General features: G+C 72.5%; 10 protein-coding genes. 3 read left to right on the top strand and 7 right to left on the bottom strand.

Going from position 1 to position 22,345, the window contains the following annotated elements:
* Nucleotides 1–147: 147 nt before the first annotated feature.
* From AB0C38_RS13415 to AB0C38_RS13405, 3 genes are all read left to right on the top strand, one after another.
* The gene (locus AB0C38_RS13415; protein WP_360671470.1) at nucleotides 148–3,132 is read left to right on the top strand and encodes a family 16 glycoside hydrolase; all 2,985 of its coding nucleotides are present in this window, start codon (nucleotides 148–150) and stop codon (nucleotides 3,130–3,132) included.
* Nucleotides 3,133–3,396: 264 nt separating this feature from the next.
* On the top strand, nucleotides 3,397–3,657 hold the full coding sequence (locus AB0C38_RS13410) for a hypothetical protein (protein WP_360671467.1): 261 nt from the start codon (nucleotides 3,397–3,399) through the stop codon (nucleotides 3,655–3,657).
* On the top strand, nucleotides 3,654–4,337 hold the full coding sequence (locus tag AB0C38_RS13405; protein ID WP_360671464.1) for a histidine phosphatase family protein: 684 nt from the start codon (nucleotides 3,654–3,656) through the stop codon (nucleotides 4,335–4,337). Before AB0C38_RS13410 ends, AB0C38_RS13405 begins: the two co-directional genes overlap by 4 nt.
* Here the strand turns inward: AB0C38_RS13405 and AB0C38_RS13400 are convergent.
* From AB0C38_RS13400 to AB0C38_RS13370, 7 genes are all read right to left on the bottom strand, one after another.
* Nucleotides 4,322–5,548 carry a glycosyltransferase gene (locus AB0C38_RS13400; protein WP_360671461.1) on the bottom strand — a complete coding sequence of 409 codons (1,227 nt, stop codon included), beginning with the start codon at nucleotides 5,546–5,548 and terminating at the stop codon, nucleotides 4,322–4,324. The two genes, AB0C38_RS13405 and AB0C38_RS13400, sit on opposite strands and share 16 nt — an antisense overlap.
* An 11-nt stretch (nucleotides 5,549–5,559) precedes the next feature.
* The gene (locus AB0C38_RS13395) at nucleotides 5,560–7,047 is read right to left on the bottom strand and encodes a serine hydrolase domain-containing protein (RefSeq protein WP_360671459.1); all 1,488 of its coding nucleotides are present in this window, start codon (nucleotides 7,045–7,047) and stop codon (nucleotides 5,560–5,562) included.
* Complete coding sequence (locus tag AB0C38_RS13390) at nucleotides 7,044–7,730, bottom strand: hypothetical protein (RefSeq protein ID WP_360671456.1); 687 nt, start codon at nucleotides 7,728–7,730, stop codon at nucleotides 7,044–7,046. The genes AB0C38_RS13395 and AB0C38_RS13390 overlap by 4 nt, the downstream gene beginning before the upstream one ends.
* On the bottom strand, nucleotides 7,727–8,938 hold the full coding sequence (locus tag AB0C38_RS13385) for a cytochrome P450 (protein ID WP_360671454.1): 1,212 nt from the start codon (nucleotides 8,936–8,938) through the stop codon (nucleotides 7,727–7,729). Before AB0C38_RS13385 ends, AB0C38_RS13390 begins: the two co-directional genes overlap by 4 nt.
* Nucleotides 8,939–9,052: 114 nt before the next feature.
* Nucleotides 9,053–9,925, bottom strand: a complete 873-nt coding sequence (locus AB0C38_RS13380; RefSeq protein WP_360671451.1) for a TauD/TfdA family dioxygenase — start codon at nucleotides 9,923–9,925, stop codon at nucleotides 9,053–9,055.
* A 23-nt stretch (nucleotides 9,926–9,948) separates the two neighbouring features.
* Nucleotides 9,949–18,537: an amino acid adenylation domain-containing protein gene (locus tag AB0C38_RS13375; protein WP_360671448.1), complete on the bottom strand. Its 8,589-nt coding sequence runs from the start codon at nucleotides 18,535–18,537 to the stop codon at nucleotides 9,949–9,951.
* Nucleotides 18,534–22,304 (bottom strand): amino acid adenylation domain-containing protein, encoded by a 3,771-nt coding sequence (locus AB0C38_RS13370; RefSeq protein WP_360671446.1) that lies wholly within the window; start codon nucleotides 22,302–22,304, stop codon nucleotides 18,534–18,536. The genes AB0C38_RS13375 and AB0C38_RS13370 overlap by 4 nt, the downstream gene beginning before the upstream one ends.
* Nucleotides 22,305–22,345 lie beyond the last annotated feature (41 nt).

Here is a 22,345-nt window from a genome sequence, read left to right as displayed (position 1 = left end):
CGGTCCGGTCTCCGCTGCTGGCACTTACGCGGCTAGACGGCGTAATTTCGTTCAAATGGGACATACTTTCGTTGACTTGATGCAAAAGTCCTCCCTACGCTCACCGGGCGTCAGGTAGAGAGCCTGGCTCTTCCCCGAGGAGCAACGATGCTTCTGGCTGTCCGCGAACGAAGCCGCCGGGCGGTTCTGGTGGTAACTGTCCTGTTCACAGCCCTGTCGGCTGCCGTCGTCACACCTGCTCACGCCGCCGTCCCGCCTCAAGAGCCCGGCGTGACCCTCCGGGTGTTCGACATGCAGACCGAGCTGACCAAGCTGTGCACCATCAAGCCCGGGTTGACCCCCAACGTCGACAAGCTGATGCCGACGATCAACTGGACCAGCACCGCCGACTTCGGCGTCGACGACTTCCTGGTGTCCGAGGTGACCGGCAACATCTCCGTGGCGACCGCCGGCAGCTACCAGTTCCGGCTGACCAGTGACGACGGCTCCCGGCTGCGCATCGACGGGCAGGTGGTGATCACCCACGACGGCCTGCACGGGGCGACCGCGGTGACCGGCTCGGTCCAGCTGACCACCGGTTATCACGCGCTGCGGATCGAGCACTTCGACAACGCCGGTGGCCAGCAGATCACACTGGAATGGCAGCCTCCCGGCTCGTCGGCCTTCGTGGTCGTGCCCAACTCGGTGCTCAGCACCGACGCCGGGGTCGTCCGGGTGACCTCGCCGGGGAAGAAGGAATGCGAAGGCACCGCCGACTCTCCTGGTGACGGCCTGCCGCTGACCGGCGTCCACCCCGGCTTCACGCTGACCAGCCTGCGCCCCGACGGCTTCCAGCCGCAGGTGACCGGGATGGACTGGCTGCCGGACGGCCGGCTCGCCATCGCGACCTGGGGTGGTTCGGACAACACCGCTGGGGAAGTCCAGCTCATCAGCAACGCCACCGGCACCACCGACCCGTCACGGGTCCGGACGCAGCGGATCGCCAGTGGTCTGAAGGAACCGATGGGCATCAAGTACGTCGACGGCAAGCTGTACGTGTCGGAGAAGACGCGGCTCGTCGAACTGAACGACACCAACGGCGACGGCGTGACCGACGTCTACCGGACGGTGGCGACCTGGCCGTTCGGCGGCAACTTCCACGAGTTCGCGTTCGGCCTGCTGTACAAGGACGGGTTCTTCTACGTCAACCTGTCGGTGGCGATCGACCTCGGTGGGGCGACGACCAATCCCCAGCCCGCGCCGGGCCGCGGGGTCACCATCAAGGTCGACAAGAACACCGGCGCCGTCTCGACCATCGCCGGTGGCCTGCGCACCCCGCACGGCATCGGGTGGGGTCCGGAAGGCGACATCTTCGTCACCGACAACCAGGGTGCCTGGCTGCCCGCGAACAAGCTCGTGCGCATCAAGCAGAACCGGTTCTTCAACCACTACACGAACCCGGCGGGCCCGTTCGACGCGCAGCCGGTGACCGCGCCGGTGGTGTGGTTGCCGCACAACGAAATCGCCAACTCGCCCAGCAACCCGGTCCAGCTGACCCAGGGCACCTTCGCCGGTCAGCTGGTCTACGGCGACGTGACCTACGGTGGCCTGCAGCGGGTCTACCTGGAGAAGGTCAACGGCGAGTACCAGGGTGCGGTCTTCCGGATGACCCAGGGCCTCGAGTCCGGGGTCAGCCGGATCAGCCTCGGCCCGGACGGCGCGATCTACACCGGCGGGATCGACGGCGGCGGCAACTGGGGGCAGCCGGGCAAGCTCGCCTACGGCCTGCAGAAGCTGACTCCCAACGGCACGAACACCTTCGACATGCTCGCCATGCGGGCGGTCCCGGGCGGATTCGAAGTCGAGTACACGCAGCCGTTGTCCGCCGCGACGGTGCAGGACCTGAGCACCAAGTACCAGGTCTCGCAATGGCGTTACGCGCCGACAGCCACCTACGGCGGGCCCAAGGTCGACGAGCAGACCCTCACCGTGACCGGCGCGGCGGTGTCCGCCGACCGCAAGAAGGTCACCCTGCAGATCTCCGGCCTGCAGGCCGGGCGGGTCGTCCACGTCCGGTCGCCTCGGCCGTTCGCGTCCGAATCCGGCACGGCGTTGTGGAGCACGGAAGCGTGGTACACCCTCAACTCGACGGTGGGTGGCGCGCCCGCCGCCCTGACCTACGAAGCCGAGCGGGCGACGCTGAGCGGCGGCGCGGGCGTCAACACCAACCACACGGGTTACGAAGCCACCGGATTCGTCGACGGGTACTGGAATCAGGGCGCCGCCACGACTTTCGCGGTGAACGTGCCTGCCACCGGGACCTACAACGTCGGCCTGCGGTATTCGAACGGTCCGAATCCCAGCGCCGGGACGAAGTCCGTGAGTGTCTACGTCAACGGCACGAAGGTGCGGCAGACCCGGCTGGCGAGCACGACAACGTGGGACAACTGGGGTCTGCAGCCGGAAGCGCTGCCGCTCGCGGCGGGGGCGAACTCGATCTCTTACCGGTTCGATAGCGGCGATGCAGGAAACGTCAACGTCGACAACATCACCGTCACCGCGGCCACCCGGGTTCCCTTGTTCACGGGAACCGATCTGAACGCCTGGGAACTCCGCTCCGGTGGAGCGGCGCCGTGGCCGGTCGCCGGCGGCTCGATGGAATCACTCGGCGGGGACATCCGGACCAGGCAGAAGTTCGGGGACTTCAAACTGCACGTCGAGTGGTACGAGCCGAACTATCCGTCGAACGTGACCGGGCAGGCGCGGGGCAACAGCGGCGTGTACCTGCAGGACCGCTACGAGCTCCAAGTGCTCGACTCCTTCGGTGACACCAGCCTCGCCAACGACGAGGCCGGCGCGATCTACACGCAGAAGGCGCCGGACGTGAACGCCGCGACAGCGCCGCTGACGTGGCAGACCTACGACATCACGTTCCGGGCGGCCCGGTTCGACAGTGCCGGGACGAAGACCGACAACGCCAGGGTGACCGTCGTCTGGAACGGCGTGACCGTCCACAACGACATCGTCATTACCGGATCGACCGGGGCCGGCGACCCGGAAGGCGCCGGTCCCGGCGCGATCCGGCTGCAGGACCACGGTGATGCCGGTGAGAACGTGCGGTTCCGGAACGTGTGGATCGAACCGATCAGCTGACGATCGTCCGGCGGGGCTCGTTCAGCGAGTCCCGCCGACGATCCGCACAATATGAATCGTTTTTTGGCGGGGAGGCAATTCAGGGATCAGGTCACAACAGGGCAACAACTGTGGATCTCACTCTTTCGAGTGGACTGTTGCTTACGAAGTGTCGTTCGGGCTGAGACTAGTAACTCCGATGGTGGATTCCGCGACTGTCGATGCGTCTCCCATTCATAACCGGTCACCTTCCGTGCCTGGTCCCGGACGAAAGGTCGGTTGAACGTGGGTGTTTATGGTCCGATTTCCCCGGTCACCCGGCGGGAGCTCGCCGGCCGGTGGTGGCCGCGGCCGGCGGTGCGCAACCGGTGGCTGCTGTTCGCCCTGGTCACCGTGGCCGTTGTGCCGGCCGATGACGGTGGTGACTTCTGGGCGATGGCCGCTGTGTTCGGCCTGGTCCTGGTCGCCGTGCTGGCCTATCGGGCGCTGGTGCGCGCGGCCGCGAAGGTCGAAGCCGCGCTGGATGACGAGCTCGACTCCCGGTGAGCACGGCTCAGCCGAGCACCGGCTTCGTGCCGTCGAACCGGCACGCAGTGGTGCGCAGCATCCACGTCGTCACCCATCCCGAGGCCACGCACCACGTCGAGAAGGTAGTCGGCGGGTGGCATGACTCGCGGCTCACCCCCGCCGGCGTCCGCGCGGCCGTCTCCATCGCCGCGGCGTTGCGAGCCCGGGTGCCCGATGGCGCCGAGGTGGAAGTGATCTCCTCGGACCTGCGACGCGCCCGCCGCACGGCCGACGAAACGGCGAAGTCGTTCGGCGTGGCACCGATCGAGGACCGCCGGCTGCGGGAGAGGTCCTACGGCGTGGCGGAGGGACGGCCGCAGGAGTGGCTGGACCAGCGGTTCGTCCCGCCGCCGACCGTCGGGGACCGGTTGGGGCACGACGTGGGTGTGCAGGGCGCGGAGACCACCAGGGCGGTCGCGCGGCGCGTCTACGCCGCGATGGACGACATCCTGCGACGCCCGTGCGAGCACCAGATCGTCGTGACGCACGGTGGCTCGCTGACGTTCGTCGTCGCGCACTGGATCGGGATGGCGATCGAGTCGCTGGGCCAGGTGAACTTCCGGGTGGCCTCCGGCAGCATCACCACGCTGCGCGAAGACGGCTACTTTCACAACCGCCAGGTCAGCAGCCTCGGCGACACCAGTCATCTCACCCCGTGAGGCGCTGGGCCGAGACTGTCCAGCAGCAGACGAGCGGCCACCGTCGCTCCGTCGGTGCGGATCTCGGCACCCAGCGCCTTCGCCCGGTCCCGGGTTCCCGGGGCCAGCGCCGTCTCGAACGCGGCGGTCAGCGACTCGATGGTCGCCGTCGGGCCGTCGAGGGCCGCGCCGACCTGCCGGGCTGCCACCTGGCCGGCCCAGTACGGGTTGTCCGCCAGACGGATCGGGACCACCACCTGCGGGACGCCCGCCCGGGCCGCGGTCTGCGTGGTCCCCGCGCCGCCGTGGTGGATCACCGCGGCCAGTTCGCGGAACAGGCGCTGGTGGTTGACGTCGCCGATGGCGAAGCAATCGTCCTGGCCGTGGACCAGATCCAGGTCGGCCCAGCCGCGGGAGACCAGGACGCGGTGACCGCCGGCGCGGCTGACTTCGACGGCCCAGCGGGCGATGTCGGGTGCCGGGCTGATGCTGCCGAAGCCCACGTAGACCGGTGGCGGACCCGCGGCCAGGAACGCCACCAGGTCGGCCGGCAGCGGGCGTTCGTCCACCAGGGTCCACGCACCGGTCTGGACAGCTTCCAGGCCGCGGCCGCCCGGCCAGGGGCCCAGGACCGGGTCCGCCGCGATCCACGGCTGGTCCGAGTAGACGTGGTCGCGCACGCCGGCCACCGGGGGCAGGCCGAGCGCGGCGCGATGGCCGTTGAGCGGCTCACGGAACTGCGCGTCGACCCGCTGGGCGTCGAGTTCCCAGCGAGTCTCGTTGTCGGCATCCGCCGGCTCCGGCCAGCCCGGCCGCGGGGGTGGCGCGTGGTGCGGCGAGGGCAGGTTCACCGCCGAATACGTCACGTACACGTAGGGGATGCCCGCGGCCTCGGCCACCGATCGCGCGGCGACCTGCGCCAAGCCGGCCACCACCAGCGCGTCGCAGCCCTCGGCCGCCGAGGGGAGGACGTCGAACTGCGCGTCGAGCAGCTCGGTGCGGTACCGGGACAGCTCCGCCGGCGACGGCGGGGTCGTCCCGCGCATCAACGCCCGGATCGGCGGCCCGACCGGTACCGCGTCGATCCCGAGGCCGGCCAGCCGGTCCGTGAACTCTTCGTCCGGCGGGGTGCACATCCGCACCTGGGCGCCGAGCGCCTGGAGCTGCACCGCGAGGGCGACCAAGGGTTCGACGTCGCCCCGCGTTCCGTAGGTCGAGAGCAGCACCCGCATTCGTGTCCCTTTCACCGTGGTGCGCGGGCGTAGAAGCCGACCGGCATCGTGACGTCGGCGCTCGCGGCCCCGCACTCCAGCATCCACAGCGCCGCGGCCGGGCCGAGCTCCCGGCCCAGCACCCCGAGCGCGTCCGGATCCGGCGCCACCGCGCGCGCCTGCTCCACCCCGCGCCCGAACGCGTCCGGGTCCCAGCCGGCGGCGTCCCCGTCGCCGAGGGAGCGCGCGCCGCCGGCCAGCGCCGCGACCGGCAGCGGGCCGGGCACGCCGAGCAAGCCGTGGGTGCGTTCACCGACCAGAACCCCCATCCAGCGCGAGCTTTCCGGGGTGGGCCGGGGTCCGGTCCACCGGGGCCGCCCGTCCATGTCCGGGAGCTTCGCCGGGGCGCCGGAGCGCGCCCAGCGGCCGGCCCACTCCACGGCCAGGCCCGGCGCGCTGCGGGTGGCGGGGTTGTGGAACCGGGCCATGTCCCACCGGTTGCCCACCGCGACCGCGGCCAGGTCGCGGTGCGGCCAGACCCGCGCCTCCCACCAGAATCCCCAGGGGAACGCCGCGGTGTGCCCCCACCACCAGTCGTCACCCAGCTCCGGGTCGGCGAGCTCCAGGGTCAGGCCGGAGAACGAGCGGACGCCGTGGGGGCTCGGGCGTTCCGCGCGCGGGGTCACCATGGCCGCGAGCGAGTCCGGCCCGACCAGGCCGCGGTCGCCGCGGGCGGTGCGCAGCAGGGATTGCAGCAGCCGCGCGAAGTCCGCGGCGCTGGTGTACATCCCGACCCCCGGGTAGGCCGACGTCCGCAGGGGTGGGCTCGGCAGGCACCAGTCGCCGAACGCCATGTATCCGGTCGCGCCGGTGGTCCGGTCCGTCGCCCACGGGCTTCGCGTCCCGTCGTCGATGCTCGTGTCCGCCATCCCGGTCGCGGCGAACACGTCCCGGTGGACGCGGGCACCGTACGGTTCGCCGGTCAGGTGCTCGACCGCGCCGCCGAGCACCCCGACCCCGAAGCTCGAGTACGAGTAGGCCCCCGGCGACGTCACCAGCGGCAGCACCCCGCCGTACTCGACGGCGCGGCCGATCCCGTGCCGGCGCCGGACGTGGTCGAGGATCGGCTCGGCCGGCGCCGTGGGCGCGATGGCGGTGACGATGTCGCTGTAGTACCCGCCTTGGTGGGCGGCCAGCATGGCCGTGGTGACGGGTTCCGCGCCGGGACCGCGCAGACCCGCGGGCAGCACCTCGTCGACCGGCGTGTCCAGCCCGACCACGCCCGCCTCGACCAGCTGCATGAAAGCCAGGCCCGTGATCGGTTTGGTGAGCGAGCCGGCCGGCGCGACGGTCCCGGCGGTCATCGGCACACCCGCGGCCAGGTCCGCGAACCCGGTCGAGGCCGTCCGCAGCTCGTCGCTCGTCGCCACCGCGACGGCGACCCCGGGGGTGCCGGTGACCGCGGCCAGCCGGGGCAGGACGGTGCCGAGCGCCGTCATCACGTCGTCGAGCACGCTCATCCTTCGGTGGTGTTGTAGTTGACGATCCGCTCGACCATGAGGGCGCGCGCACCGGACAGGGGGCTGTCCGCGTCCCGTCTCGCCACGTCCGGCAACCGGTGGGCCTGCGCTTCGGCGACCGCGACGATGCCCCAGAGCGCGTTGAACCCCGAAGGGTCGGCCGGCTTCTCCGCGGCGGCCTCGACGATCACGTCGCCGTCCCGGCCGGCCACGGTGAGCGCGCCCATCTGCCGCAGCACGACGGGATCCCGCTCCTTCGCGGCCACCACGCTCCAGCCCGCCACGTCCGTCTGCCGCAGGGCGTCGCGCAGGCTGCCCACGCTGCTGACGACGATGTCCGGCAGGACGAGGGCCACCGGTCCGCGCGTCAGCGGCAAGGCGCACCGGATCGCTCCGTCGAGCCCCGGTTCGGCCACGTCGTCCTGGTAGACGAAGACCAGCTGGAAGGTCCCGGCGTAGCGCGCCAGGTACTTCACCGTGTCCAGCTTGTGCGGCCCGAACACGACGACCACGCGCACGGTGAGCCCGCTCTTCGCCAGCTCGACGACGGTCTCCAGGCTGCGGTCGAGGATCGTGACCCCGGGGGCCAGGCAGTGCAGTTCCTTCGCGTACGGCGCTCCGAAGCGGGTCGCGAGTCCGGCGCAGGGCAGGATGACCGAAACGTCGGGAGTGGGGGCGCTCACCGCAGCCGCACCTCCAGCGCGATCCGGTGGCGGCCGCGGGGCAACGGCACCCATGCCGGCTCGCCCACCACGTGCACCGCGGGGAACCGGTCGAACAGGCTGCGCAGCGCGACCTCGGCCTCCACCTTCGCCAGGGCGACGCCGAGGCAGAAGTGCGGTCCCCAGCCGAATCCGACGCTGCCTTCGCGGCCGCCGTGCTCGGCCTGCCGGCGCACGTCGGCGTGGTGCGGGCAGGCGAACCGGGCCGGGTCGCGGTTGGCGGCGCCCAGTACCGCCTGCACCGCGTCGCCCGCGCTGATCTTCACCCCGCCCACCTCGAGGTCGGTCGCGGCGTACCGCAGCCGCGCCAGCTGCACCGGGCCGTCGGTGCGGACCAGTTCGCGCACCGCGGCCGGCCACAGCTCGGGCTCGGTGCGCAGCAGCTCGCGCTGGGCGGGGTCGCGCATCAGCGCGAGCGCCGCGTTGGACAGCATGTGCGCCATGGTTTCGTGCCCGGCGAGCACCAGGAAGACCACGAGGGCCACCGCGTCGACATCGGTCAGGTCGTCCTGGGCCACGACCTCGCTGAGCAGGTCCTCGCTCGGCTCGGCCCGGCGCTTGTCGACGAGGTCGTGGCAGTAGGCGAACATCTCGCCGAGCGTCGGCGTGATCCGCGCCGGGTCGCCGTCGACCAGCACCTTGCCCCAGCGGTACCAGTCCGCCCAGTCCGTTTCGGGGACGCCGACCAGTTCGCAGACCACGGCCATGGCCAGCGGGTAGGCGTACTCCTCGAGCAAGTCCACGGTCGCGGGGCCGAGGCCGTCGAGCAGCCCGTCGACGATCTGCTGTACCCGCGGGCGCAGCGTTTCGACGCGGGACGCGCTGAACGCGTGGCTGATGCCGCGACGCAGCCTCGTGTGCTCGGCGCCGTCGAGGCTCAGCAGGCTCGCCCGCAGGTACGGCAGGTGCTCCGGGGGCGTGCCCAGCGCGAGGAACATCTCCTCCTGCGTCTGCGCGCCCGGTCCGGGCAGGCCGGTGGGATCGTTGCGCACCGCCGGATCCGACAACACGGCGCGGACCTCGTCGCTGCCGGTGACGAGCCAGCCCTCGGTACCACCGGGCAGCCGGGCCCAGCAGACCGGCGACTCGGCGAGGACGCGGTCGTACCCGCGCATCGGGTCGTCGAGGACGGCCGGATCGCGGACGTCCACCACGGGTTCGGACGACATGGTGCTCCTTTGTTGCCGATTACCAATCCGACCACAGCCACGGCCGAATGGCTTCGTGGCAACGGTTACGTGCCGCGTGGGGGGCGGCCTGCTTTTGGCCGGATTGGTAAGGTGTCAGCCTTTGAGCGGGCCGCCGTTGATCGCGACGCGGTTGCCGAAACGGGTGTGCGGGTAGTAGTCGTAGACGGCGTGGTGCTGGACGCAGCGGTTGTCCCAGAACACCAGCGTGTTCGGCTCCCAGCGCACCCGGCAGGCCAGCATCGGCCGGTTCGGCACGACCGCGAACAGCAGGTCGAGCACCGCTTGGCTCTCGTCTCCCGACAGCTGCGGGATGCGCGAGGTGTAGGCCGGGTTGACGTACAGCAGCGGCCGGTCGGTTTCCGGGTGCCGCACCACCACCGGGTGCTCGCTGACCGGAGGCTCGTAGCCGTCCGGGATCTTGTGGCCGCGGAAGGCGTGCGCGCCGTCGTGGATTGCGGTCAGCCCGGTCAGGAGCTCCTTCAGCTTCGGCGACAGCATGTCGTAGGCGAGGTGCATGTTCGCGAAGAGCGTGTCGCCGCCGTTGCCCGGGTCGGGCATCCGCGTGATGTGCAGCATCGAGCCCAGCGACGGCTCGGCGTCGGCGGTGCCGTCGGCGTGCCAGCCGTTGCCGAACACGGTGGCCGACTCCGGGGCCGTCGCGACCTCCAGGATGTACGGGTTGCCGTGCTCGGGCGGCGGGTTCACCGGCCGCAGCTCACCGAAGCTCGCGGCCAGGCGCTGGTGGTCGTCCGGCGTGATGTCCTGGTCGCGGAACACCAGCACGTGGTGGTCCAGGAACGCCGTCTTCAGCTCGGTGAGCTGCTCCTCGGTGAGCTCCCGGGTCAGGTCGAGGCCGGTGACCCCGGCGCCGATCACCGGGGTCAGGCCCCGCACCGCCAAGGTCCGGTAGTCGCGCGCCGGCCGCGTGGTGATCCGCTTGACGGCGTCGAGTTCGTACTGCTCCATGGTTTCCTTTCCTCCCGTGGGTCTCACAGTCCGATGGCCGCGGCCACCGCGGTGACGTGCGGGGCGCGCACGATGCCGTAGTGGGTGGCGGGCAGTTCGTGCCAGCGGCTCGGCTCGGGCAGCAGGGCGCGCCAGCCGCCGCGATCCGCCACCGGCAGCCCGGGTTCGGGTTCGGCGGCGAGCCAGACGTGGCTGGGCGTCGCGGCCAGGCGGGGCAGCTCGTGCTCGGCCATGCTGCGCAGGTTGGCGCGGCACGCGCTCGCCAGCCGCCGGGCGTGCTCGCCCGCGGTGCCGCCGGACGCGCCCAGCTCATGCTCGAACACCGCTTCCAGCTGCGCGTCGCTGTAGTCCGCGGCACTCGCGCCGGGCGGCGGCGGGTCGATGAGGTGCAGCGCCCGCAGCGGCTCCCCGGCCGCCTCGGCTTCGGCGGCCATCCCGGCCGCCACCCAGGCGCCGAACGACCATCCGGCCAGCTGCCGGGTGTGGCCGGGGAACCGCTTGCGCAGCGCCGTGTAGTAGCGGTGGGCCCGATCCTCGACGGACCACCCGGGTGGTTCCGGCCGGCTCAGGGCCGGGTCAGCGATCACGCAGACGCCGAGTTCCGGCGGCAGGGCCTCCACGAGCGGGCGGTAGGCGTGGACGTCCCCGCCGACCGGGTGCACCAGGCACACCACTTCTTGAGTTGTTCCTTCGCGCCAGACCTGCACGACCACTTCGCCGGTGTCGCTCGCTTCGGAGAGCTTCGCCAGCAGCGCGGCCATCGTCACCTCGGGACCGAGCCACGCGAGATCGAGGTCGACGCCGTAGAGGCGTTTCACGGAGTCGACGACGTCCAGCAGCGTCAGGGAGTCGGCGCCCAGGTCGTACAGCGGCACGTCCGGGTCGAGTTCGGCGACGCCCAGGAGCGCGCGCACTTCCTCCGTCAGGTCCGCTTCGGCCGGTTTTGCCGTGGCCGGGGCGGTGTCGCGTTCATGGAACGTGCGGGCGGTCTCGAGGCCGGTCGTCGCGACCAGCAGCTGCGGCAACCCGGACCCCAACGCGCGGGCGAAGGTGCGGCGGCCTTCGTCCGTGCTCAGGCCGACTGCGAGGTGCGCCTGGTGCCGGGTGTCGGTTTCCAGAGCGGTGACGGCCATGCCGGTGTCGCGCCAGACGTCCCAGCCGATCGAGAGCCGGGCGGTCGGGCCGTCGCGGTGGGCGAGCGCGTCGAGGAACCCGTTGGCGGCGGCGTAGTCCAGCTGGCCGGTGCCGCCGAACTGCGCGGACAGGCTCGAGCAGTAGACGGCGAACGCCGGCCGGTGGCGTTCGATGAGCTGCTCGGTGAGCAGGGCGCCGGCGAGTTTGACGGACTGCGTGCCTTCGCCGCGGGTCGCGATGAGACTGCCGGTCGGTGTCCCGGCGGCGTGGACGATTCCGGCGAGCGGCGTGCCGATCTCGTCGGCGGTGACGGTGGTGACGTCGGCGGCGAGCAGGTCGATGCGGTCTGCCCACGGTTTGAGGGCCTCAGGCAGGAAAGGGTTGCGCGCCAGCAGGATGACGCGGCCGGTGGTGCGTTTCAGGAGTTCTTCGGCGACGGCGGTGCCGATGCCGCCGGTGCCGCCGAGGATCAGGTGGGTCCCGTCGGTCACGGTGGGTGGGCCGGCGTCGACGGGGGCGGTGTCCTGGGTCCACCAGAATCCGGCACTCAGGGCGACCCGGTCCGGCGGGGGCGGGCCGGTGAGGAGGTCGGCGAGGGGAGCCAGGTCCAGGGTGGGGAGATCGACCCAGTGGCCCGGGATGCCGCTTTCCTGCGGGCCGACGGCGGTGATCCCGGCGAGCAGCCCGGCTTCGGGCCGGGTGACGGCGGTGTTCGCGGGGGCGGCGCCGGTGGAGACCCACCAGGTCCTCAGTGGACGGTCATGGGCGGCTCGCAGGAGGGCGGCGGGGGTGTCGAGGCACGCCCAGCCGGCTCGGCCGAGGGATTCTTTGCCGAGGGGGCCGGTGATGGTGAGGGGGAGGGTGTGGAGCCAGTCGATTTCCTGGTCGGGCAGGGCATCGAGGACTTGACGCAGGTGTGCGACGTCGGCCGGGTCGGCTTCGAAGCTGTCGGGGCCCAGCCGGGCGAAGTGGTCTGCGGCGTGGACCCGCACGACGCGCGGATAGGCGGCGTCGAGGGCGGGAGCGGCGAGGGGGCCTTCACCGGAGACGACGAGAACGCGGTCGGTTCTGGTGGCGGTGGTGGCCCGGCGAAGGCGGACCCAGGTGGGCTGGTGCAGCCATTCGCTTTCGGGCTTTCGGGTGGCGGCGGCCCGGCGCGGGAAGTCGAAGTCCCGGACGGCAAAGGCCGGCGGCGGGAAGTCCCATGGTGCGGGAGCGGGGGAGAGACCCCAGTCGACGGCGGCCCCGGCGAGCCAGGCGGCAGCCAGGTCGGCGGGGTTGCGGGGTTGGGGGGTGGCGGCGGAATCGCCCGGCTGCTCGGCGGCGGGCGGGGTGGTGTTGAGGCGGCTGGGTGTGGGTTGCGCAAGTCCGATAGCGGCAGGCAGTGCGTCGCCCGCAGGGGCCGGAGCGGAACTCTCGAGCGCACGCTCGGGCACCTCCCGCGGCTCTACCCTGCGCAGCCACTCCACCGCCGTGGCCGCGTCCTCGCACGCTGCCGCCAGGCGCCATGGCTGTGACGGCCGGCCTGACTGCAGGTGCCGGAGTACGTCCACATAGGACTCCGGGTGTGCCGTCAGGTACTCCGCCACCTGGGCCGCCTCGATCCGCAGGGCCGGCTCGCTGCGCGCCGAAAGCACCAGGCACCGCGCTGGTTCGGGCGCGGCAACAGACGCCGGGCGGACCGACTCCAGCACCACGTGGGCGTTCGTCCCGCCGATGCCGAAGCTGCTCACCCCCGCCACCCGTGGCCCCGCCGGCCACGGCTCGGCCCGCGTCGGCACCCGGAACGGCCCCAGTTCCAACGCCGGGTTGGGCGCTCGGAAATCGACCGTCGGCGGGAGTATGCCGTGGTGGATCGCCAAAGTCGCGCGGATCAGGCCCACCACCCCCGCCGCCGCGCCCAGGTGGCCGAGCTGGCTCTTCACCGAAGACAACGCGCAGCTCGTCGAATCCGGCATCGCCTCGCGTAGCGCCGCTACCTCGATCGGGTCGCCGAGGCGGGTCCCGGTTCCGTGCGTCTCCACGTACCCGACGTCGGCGCCGGAGCGCCCGGCCCGCCGGAGCGCGGCTTGGATGGCCGCGCGTTGCCCGGCCGGGGAGGGTGCGCTGTACCCCTGCTTCACCGCGCCGTCGTTGGTCAGCGCCGAGCCCGTGATCACCGAATACACCGTGTCGCCGTCGCGGCGGGCTGCCGAAAGCGGTTTCAGCACCACCACGCCGACGCCGCTCGCGCCCACCGTGCCGTCCGCGTCGTCGCTGAACGGGCGGCAATGGCCGTCCGCCGAAAAGATGTGCTGTGGCCGGTACCGGTATCCCTCGGCCAGTGTGACGTCGACCAGCACCCCGCCCGCCAGCATCACGTCCGCTTCGCCGCCGCGCAGCATCGCCGCGGCCTGGTGGACGGCCACCAGCGAGCTCGAACACGCCGTCTGCGTCGTCAGTGCCGGCCCCCGAAGGTCCAGATAAAAAGCAACCTTCGTGGCCAGGAAGTCCTTCTCGTGGTGCAGGGCGAGCTGGAACCCGTCCGGCAGCGCCGCGGGATCGGCCTCGCGCAGCATCTGCTGGAAGTACGTGTTCTCGCCGCACCCCGCGATCAGCCCGACCCGGCCAGGGCCGGTGATCCCGGCGTGGGACAGGGCTTCCACGCAGGCCATCAGCAGGTGCCGCTGTTGCGGGTCCATCAGCGCCGCGTCGCGGTGGCTGATCCCGAAGTGCTCCGGGTCGAACGCCAGCGGTCCGTCGAGCAGGCTGCGCGCGCCGACCAATCCCTCGGCGGCCGCGAAGTCTTCGATGCCCCGGCGGCCGGAGACGACCAGATCCCAGAACGCCGCCAGGTCCGGCGCGCCCGGCAGCCGCACCGCCATGCCCACGACCGCCACCGGCTCGTCGGCGGCGGCGACACTGGAAGCCCGAGCCGGCGCCGAGCCGTTTTCGAGGTGCCGCGTCAGGTCCCGCAAGGTGACGTGCTCGAAGAGATCGGCCGCCGTGAACCGGTACCCGGCTTCGGCGCAGCGCAAGTGGAACCGCATCAGCGAGAGACTGGTGGCACCCGCGGCGAAGAACGTCTCGTCCGGCCCGATCGGCGCGCCGGTCACCTCCTCGAACAGCGCCGCCAGCTCGCTCGACGGAGCCGCGGACGTCCGCTGGAGATCCGTGCCCGGCGTGAGAGGAGCGGCGTCCCGGTCGAGCTTCCCGCTGGGCGTGCGCGGCAGGGCGGCGACGACGCGGAAGCGGTCGACTCGCGCGTGCGACGGCAGCAGCGGAACCAAGGACTCCGCCAGCTCCGAAGCCGTCGGTGTCCGGCGGCACTCCAGGAACGCGGTCAGCCGGTCGCCCTCGGCCGTCACCACCGCGTTGACGACGTCGGGGTGCCGCAGCAGCGCGGCTTCGACCTGCCCGAGTTCGAGGCGGTGCCCGCTGAGCTTGACCTGCCGGTCGGCGCGGCCGTCGAAGTGCAGCAGCCCGGCGCGGTCGAAGTGCGCGAGGTCGCCGCTGCGGTAGTACAGCTCCGGCAGCTCGGCGAACTTCTCCGAGGCCGCTTCGCCGAGGTAGCACCGGTTCGCCGCGAGACCGCCGATGAGCAGCTCGCCGACCTGACCCGGCGGCAACGGCGCGCCCGACGCGTCGGCGACCCGCAGCACCGCGTTCGCGACCGGACGGCCGATCGCGGGACGATCGGGCCACTCCGCCGGATCGCCGTCGAGGGTCAATGCGCTGACGACGTGGGTTTCGGTCGGGCCGTAGTGGTTGTGCAGGCGCGCGCCGGGCAGCCCGGCGAACCAGCGGCGGATCGCCGGGGTGCACACCAGCTGCTCGCCGGCGGTGACCACGTCCCGCAGCCGCGACGGGTACCGCCCGAGCCGCACCCCGTGCTCGGCCAGCAGCTGCAAAGCCACGTACGGCAGGAAGATCCGTTCGATCCCGGCGGTTTCCAGCTGAGCCAGCAGCGCCGGGACGTCGTGGCGCCACTCCGGCCGGACCAGGTGCAGCCGGCCGCCGCCGCAGAGGGTCGTGAAGATCTCCTGGAACGACACGTCGAACGACAGCATCGAGAACTGCTGCGTCGCCGCGGGCGGCGCGTCCTGCCACTGCAGCAGGTTGGCCAAGGTGCGGTCCGGGACGCGCACGCCCTTGGGCACGCCGGTCGAGCCCGACGTGAACAGCGTGTAGAGCGGCCGTCCGGTGTGCCGGGCCGGGACGTCCGGCACCGGCCCGCCGGTGAGCGTGACGAACCGCCGTTCGACGTCGGTCTCGAACGTTTCCCCTGGGGCGAGCAGCACGCACCGCGGCCGGGCCCGGGCGAGCATGTCCCGCAGCAACGCGGGTGGGTACGCGGGGTCCAGCGGCACGGCGGTGATGTTCAGCCGGGCGAGCGCGAGGAGCGCGACGACGTGCTCGGCGGACGGCCGGAAGTACAGCGCGACGTCGGTGGCGTCCTCGGGCAGGGTGGCCGCGAGCCGGGCCGCGTGCGCGTCCAGCTCGGCGTAGGTCAGGGTCGTCTCGCCGGTCAGCGCCGGGGCGTCGGGCGTCCGCGCGACCTGCCGCGCGAAGCCGTCCGCCACGGTTTCCCACGTCAGCTCCGCCGTGGCACCCCGGCCGTGGTCGCGGCGGTACGGCTCGGCCAGTTCGGCCGGAGTCCGTGCGGTGCCATGCAAAGCGCGGACGAAGACGTCGCCGAGGGCCGCTGCCTCGGCTTCGGTGAAGTGGCCTTCGCCGTACTCCCACAGGCAGTCGAAGCCGTCCGGTCGTTCGACGACCGACAGCGTGAGCGCGCACTTGGCCTCGGCCGCTTCGATCCACTGTGGACTGACGGAGCAGCCGGGCAGCCGCAGTGCGCCGAAGTCGGTGTTCTCCAAGACGAACAGGTAGTCGAAGGCCGCGTACCCGGGGTCGAGGTCGGCGAACGCGACGTCCTGGTGGTCCAGCGCCGCCCCCGACGCTTCGCCGAGCCGTCGGAGCTGGGCGTCGAGGTCCTCATCGGGATCCACTGACAGTGGCAGCCGCACGGTGTTGGCGAACATCCCGACGCCGTCCTCGAACTCCCGCACCGGCCGGTTCGCGACCGGCGCGGCGATCCGCGGCCGGGTCCGCCCGGTCACGGCGTAGACGCTCCAGGCGAACACGCCGAGCAGCAGCTGGAAGCGGGTCAAGCCCAGCTCGCCGGCCCACTCGTCGACGCGCTCGCGGCCGATCGTCGTGGTCCGCAGCCGCCCGGTGAGCGACGCTTCGCCGACCGGCTCGGCATCGTCGGCGCGTTCGTTCAGCTGAGCGCGGTAGCCGGGGGAGGCGAACCACCGGGACTGCCACCCGGCGAAGTCGAACGGCGTGTGCGCGCCGGGCCGCGGCGAGCCGCCGGACAGCTCGCGGAACAGGATGTTCAACGACCAGCCGTCGACCGCGATGTGGTGCAGGCACAGCAAAAACGTGCCATCGGGTCGCCAGGTCGCGCGCATGAGCACGCCCGACGCGAGGTCGAACGGCGCGGTGAAGAAGTCGTCGCCGGGTTCGGTCCACGGGTCGTACGGCGCCTTCGCCACCTGGCGCAGGCCGTCGGGGGTCGCCTCGAACGCGGTGCGCAGCGCGGGGTGCCGCTCGACCAGGCCGCGCACGTCCCGGCGCAGGGCGTCGACGTCGGGTACGCCGGTGACACGGAAGGCGAGCGGCACGTGATACGCCGTGGACGCGGGATTTCGTTGCTGCACCAGCCAAAGCCGCTGCTGTTCGCTGGTGGCCGGCGCCGTCGTCGCGGACGTCGGTGCGCCCGGCTCCGGGTACGCCGCCTGACCCGCCGCCGAGACCGCGTCGGCGAGATCGGCGAAGGTGCCGCGCTGCACAAGCGAAGGGGCGAGGTCCACGCCCCAGCGTTCCCGGATCGCGAACCGCAGCCGCAACGCCTTGAGCGAGTCGCCGCCGGTCCGCAGCCACGTGTCGCCGGGGTGCAGATCGGGGACGTCGAGGACTTCCGTGACGACGGCCAGGACTTCGCGCTCCCACGACGTCGCTTCGCCGCCGGTCTCCGGCCGCCACGGCGAGAACCCGCCGGCCAAGAGCGCGGCTTCGTCGACCTTCCCGTTCGCGTTCCGCGGCAGCTCGTCGACGCGGAAGACGAGGTGCGGCCGCATGTAGGCCGGCACGGTCTCGCTCAAATGAGCTTCGAACGCGTCGAAGGACAGCTCGCCCGCCACGACGAAGGCGAGCAGCTCGGCCGTGGCCGCGCGGCGCACGGCCACGTGGGCCTGCCGGATCTCGGGATGCGCGAGGAGCCGCTGCTCCAGCTCGCCCGGCTCGATCCGGAACCCGCGGACCTTCACCTGGCGGTCGGTCCGCCCGGCGTAGGCGAAGCGCCCGCCAGGCAGCACCCGGACCAGGTCGCCGGTGCGGTAGAACCGCGCCCGGCCCTCGTCGAGCCACGGCAGCCGGACGAACCGCTGCCCGGTCTCCGCGGGCAGGCCGCGATAGCCGAGCGCGACCCCGGCCCCCGAGAGGTACAGCTCGGCCAGCTCGCCTTCGGCGGCCACGCGCTCGTCCGCGGTCACCGCGACCGCGCCGGTGCCCGGCAGCGGACGGCCGATCGGCACGACGTCGCCGTCGAAGCCGCGCGGGATGGCGTAGCTCAGCGCGAACGTCGTCGTCTCGGTCGGGCCGTAGCCGTTCTGCAGCCGTGTCGGCGAATCCGGGTTGGCGCGGTACCAGCGGCGGATCAGCGGGGCGTTGAGCTGCTCGCCGCCGATGACGACCCGGCGCACGGTCGAGAAGCTGTCCGGCACGGTCTCGGTGACCGCGTTGAACAGCGTCGCGGTCACGAACATCGTGTCGACGCGCTCGCGCACCAGGGCGTCGGCGAACGCCCGCGGGTCCCGGACGGTCTCGTCGTCGAGCACGACGCAGGTGCCGCCGGTCAGCAGCGGCACCCACACCTCGAAGCTGATCGCGTCGAACGCGGGGTTGGCCAGGCAGGCGAACCGGGTGCCGTGGTCGAGCCAGCCGGGTTCGGCGAGCCGCAGGACACCGGCGTCGCGCACCTCGACGCCCTTGGGCCGGCCGGTCGTGCCGGAGGTGTAGAAGAGGAACGACGCCGGCGCGGGTTCGGCGGGCACGCCGGCTTCGGCCGTGCAGGTCAGGAGGTCGGCGGGGGTCAGCGGGGGCAGGCCCGGCAGCCCGTCGTGGACGACGGCGGCCGCGCCCGCGTCGGCGAGGATGACGTCGCGGCGCGCGGGCGGGCTCTGCCGGTCCAGCGGCACGACCTGGCCGCCGAGCCGCAGCACGCCCAGCATGACCTGGATCAGCTCCGCCGAGCGGGGCAGGCCGACGGCGACCGCGTCACCCGGGCGAACTCCCCGGCGGGCCAGGGATTCCGCGACGGCGGCGGCGCCCGCGTCGAGCTCGGCGTAGGTGAGCCGGCGGGCGCCGTCGGACACGGCGACGGAGGCGGGGTGCCGCCGCGCGCGGTCGTGGACGCGGCGGGCGATCGAGGTCATCGGGCCGCCAGCTCGGCTGCGATGACCTTCGCTACCAGCGGCAGCGCATCACTCTCGAGCATGTCCCAGTGCCCGCAGCCCGCGGGGACCACGTCGAACTCGCCGCGGACGCGGCGGCGCCAGAACTCCGCGCTGCCGGGGATCGGATCCTCGCCGACGGCCTGCACGAAGACCACCCGAGCCGCCGATTCCCCGGGATCGTGCTCGCGCGCGGTCCGCCGGTTGTGGTTGTACGTGCGGTGGTAGCGCTCGACCTGCGCGTCCTCGATGCCCGGGTACATCCCGTTGAACCGCACCAGCTTCTCTCGGAACTCCGCCGCGGACACCGGTTCGGCCGCGGCGGGGTCGTCGGTAGCGATGGTGTCGAGCAGGACGACGCTGACGCGCGGGTGGTGCTCGGCCAGCCGGCGCCCCATCTCGTAGGCGACCAAGCCGCCGTAGGAAAGTCCACAAAGGACCAAAGATTCGCCGGGTCGAGGGTCGACGAGCCGCAGGTACTCCTCGGCCATCGCCTCGACGCTCGGCAGCGGCTCTTCACCGGCGTTGAGCCCGGGGGACTGGATGCCGAGGACGCCGGCGTCCTCGGGCAGCGCGGCGCTGAGCGGCAGGTAGCAGAACGCGGTCCCGCCCGCCGGGTGCACGCAGACCACGCGGGCGCCGCCGGTGCCGCGGCGGAACTCGATCAGGCTGCCGCCGTCCGGCGGGCGGTCCGCGCGCAGCAGCGCGGCCTGGGCCTCGATGGTCGGGTGCAGGATGACGTCCCGGATCGGCAGTTCGCGGCCGAATTCCGCGCCGATGGCGTGGGCCAGCTTGATCGCCGAGATCGACGTGCCGCCGACGTCGAAGAAGTCGTCCGAGACGCCGATCGCGGGGTGCAGCAGCAGGGTCCGCCAGATGCGGAGGAGCGCCAGCTCGACGTGGTCGCGCGGGGCGGCGGTGTTGACCGCGGTGGGTGCGCTCTCCCGGGCGTGCGCCAGGACGGCGTCGCGGTCGAGCTTGCCGCTGCGGCTCAGCGGCAGCCGGTCGAACTCGGCGAACACGGACGGGATCATGTAGTCCGGCAGCCGGTCGGCCAGCGCCGCCCGCCACTCGTGCGGGGTCCGGCTCCCGCCCGCGACCCCGGCCACGAGCCGTGCCTCGCCTTCGCGGTCCACCAGCACCGCGGCTTCCCGGACGCCGGGGACGGCCAGCAGCGCGGCCGTCACCTCGCCGGGTTCGATGCGGAACCCGCGCAGCTTGATCTGGTCGTCGCGGCGGCCCGCGTACTCGGCTTCGCCGTCGGGGAGCCATCGGGCCAGGTCGCCGGTGCGGTACATCCTTTCGCCCGGGACGAACGGGTCCGGCACGAACCGTTCGGCCGTCAGCCCCGGCCGGTGCAGGTACCCGCGGGCCAGGCAGTCGCCGGCCAGGAAGACCTCGCCGGCCACGCCCGGCGGCACCGGGCGCAGCCGCTCGTCCAGGAGGTACAGCCGCGAGCCGGGCAGCGGCCGCCCGATCGGCGCCGGGCGGTCCAGGGGCTTCGGGTCGAAGTGGGCGGTGGCGTAGAGCGTGGCTTCGGTCGGTCCGTAGCCGAAGCAGATCCGCAGGCCGGGCAGCGCCGCTTCGAACCGGGCGAGCGCCGCGTCGGTCAGCGGTTCGACCCCGGTGAGGACCTGGCGCAGCGCGAGCCCGGCCACCCGGCCGGGGTCCTCGTCGATCCACCGGACGTACGCGGGCGGCAGGAACGCCTGCACCACCCGGTGTTCCCGCAGCCACGCCATCAGCGCCGCGGGGTCGGGCCGGACGTCCTCGGGCACGACGTGCAGCACCGCGCCGGTCGTCAAGGGGAGCAGCAGTTCGTGCACCGAGGCGTCGAAGCCGATGCTCGACCACGCCGACGTCGCCTCGCCGGGCGTCGCGCCGAAGCGGTCGAGCCACTGGTCGAACAGGGCGAGGACGCTGTGGTGGGTGACGGCGACGCCCTTCGGACGTCCGGTCGACCCCGACGTGTAGATCACGTAGGCCGTCTCGCCAGGGCCGGTCGTGACCGGTGTCCGGGTCTCGGCGCCTTCGGCCTCGAGCGCGGTGAAGTCGTCCAGGACCAGTGCCGGGCGCGCGTCTTCGACCATCGCCGCGCGCCGGGCGGCCGGTTGGGCCGGGTCGAGCGGGAGGTAGGCGGCACCGCTCTTCAGCACGCCCAGCACGGCGACCACCAGCTCCACCGACCGTCCACTGAGGACGGCCACGACCGCACCCGGCCCGGCGCCCCGGGCGCGCAGCGCGTTCGCCAGCTTCGTGCTGCGGCGGTCCAGCTCGCCGTAGGTGAGGGTCCGGCCGTCGCAGACGAGCGCGGGAGCCTCCGGGGTCGTGCCGACGTGGGAGGTGAACCGGCCGACCAGCCCGCCGGGACGCCGGCGCGGACTCGGCCCGGTGCTCCAGCCGGTGAGGATTTCGTGGCGCTCGGCGTCGTCCAGCAGCTCGTAGCTCGCGATGTCGGCGCCGGGACGTGCGGCCAGCTGGTCCAGCAGCCGGACGAGGTAGCGGGCGTAGCGCTGCGCGGTGGCGTGGTCGAAGAGGGCGACGGCGTAGTCGAGGTGCCCGGCGACGTCGCCGTTCTCGGCCGCGAGGCCGAGGGCGAGGTCGAACTTCGCGGGAGCGTGCTCGACTTCCAGGGGCTCCACGGCCACCCCGGGCAGCTCCAGGAGGTCGTGCAGGGTCGGCACCCAGGCCACCATCGTCTGGAACAGCGGGGTGTGCGCCGGGCTGCGCGGCGGGTTCACCAGCTCGACGACCCGTTCGAACGGCAGCTCGACGTGGTCGATGGCGCCCCGCAGGGCCGCGCGGACCTGCTTGAGCAGGACGGCGCCGGTGGGCGAGCCGCCCAGCTCGGCGCGCACGGCGAGCGTGTTGACGAAGAAGCCGATCGTGTCGGGGTATTCGCCGCCGGCACCGCGGTTGGCGGTGGGGACGCCGACAACGATGTCAGTTTGCGCGGAAAGCCGGGATAGCAGGATGAACCAGCAGGTCAGGACGGTGGAGTAGAGCGTGACGCCGTGCTCGCGCGCGACCGCCTTCAACCTCGCGGTGAGGTCCGGCCCGAGGGTGACCGGCACCCGGGCGCCGCGGTGGTCCTGCCGGGCCGGGCGCGGCCGGTCGGCGGGCAGCTCCAGCACCGGCGGCACGCCGTCGAGCCGGTCCCGCCAGTACGTCTCGTGCGGCGCCGGACCGGCGCCGGCCAGCCAGTCCTGCTGCACTCGAGCGTGCTCGCGGTAGGGACGCGTCTCCGGCAGGGAAACCAGGCTTCCGCTCAAATGAGCGGAGTAGAGCACGCCCAATTCGCGCAGCAGCAGGGTGCGGGACCAGCCGTCGAAGACGACGTGGTGGACGGTGATCAGCAGGACGTGCTGCTCGTCGCCGACGCCGAGCAGCCGGGCCCGGGCCAGCGGGGCCCGCGTCAGGTCGAACGGCTCGAACGGGTCGGTCCGCCGCAGCTCGGCCGCTTCGTGCGGCCGTCCGGTGACGTCGGTGACGTCGGTGACGGGGCAGGGAAACCCGTGACCGGCGGGTTCGACGATCTGCACGGGGACGCCGTCTTCGACGACGATCCGGGTACGCAGGGCTTCGTGGCGGTCGGCGAGGGCGTCGAAGGCGCTTTGCAGCGCTTCGCGGTCAAGGGGCCCTCGCAGGACGAAGGCCATGGTCTCGTTGTAGGCCGGGGCGGCCCCGTCCAGCTGGGAGACGGTCCAAAGGCGCTGCTGACCGGACGACAGCGGTGCGGACACTCGCATCGAGGACGGCCTTTCCAGGCGGGGCGGGCGAACCGGTACTG

The organism is Amycolatopsis sp. NPDC048633 (genome assembly GCF_040650695.1).
Classification (GTDB): Bacteria; Actinomycetota; Actinomycetes; order Mycobacteriales; family Pseudonocardiaceae; genus Amycolatopsis.
The sequence above is the reverse complement of the archived record's forward strand: the minus strand, read 5'-3'. Positions and strand labels throughout refer to the sequence as shown.

Bases quoted from the DNA above. Each gene is read 5' to 3' on its own strand.
- AB0C38_RS13415 (WP_360671470.1), top strand. From the start codon at position 148: ATGCTTCTGGCTGTCCGCGAACGAAGCCGCCGGGCGGTTCTGGTGGTA.
- AB0C38_RS13400 (WP_360671461.1), bottom strand. From the start codon at position 5,548: ATGCGGGTGCTGCTCTCGACCTACGGAACGCGGGGCGACGTCGAACCC.
- AB0C38_RS13395 (WP_360671459.1), bottom strand. From the start codon at position 7,047: ATGAGCGTGCTCGACGACGTGATGACGGCGCTCGGCACCGTCCTGCCC.
- AB0C38_RS13385 (WP_360671454.1), bottom strand. From the start codon at position 8,938: ATGTCGTCCGAACCCGTGGTGGACGTCCGCGATCCGGCCGTCCTCGAC.
- AB0C38_RS13380 (WP_360671451.1), bottom strand. From the start codon at position 9,925: ATGGAGCAGTACGAACTCGACGCCGTCAAGCGGATCACCACGCGGCCG.
- AB0C38_RS13375 (WP_360671448.1), bottom strand. From the start codon at position 18,537: ATGACCTCGATCGCCCGCCGCGTCCACGACCGCGCGCGGCGGCACCCC.
- AB0C38_RS13370 (WP_360671446.1), bottom strand. From the start codon at position 22,304: ATGCGAGTGTCCGCACCGCTGTCGTCCGGTCAGCAGCGCCTTTGGACC.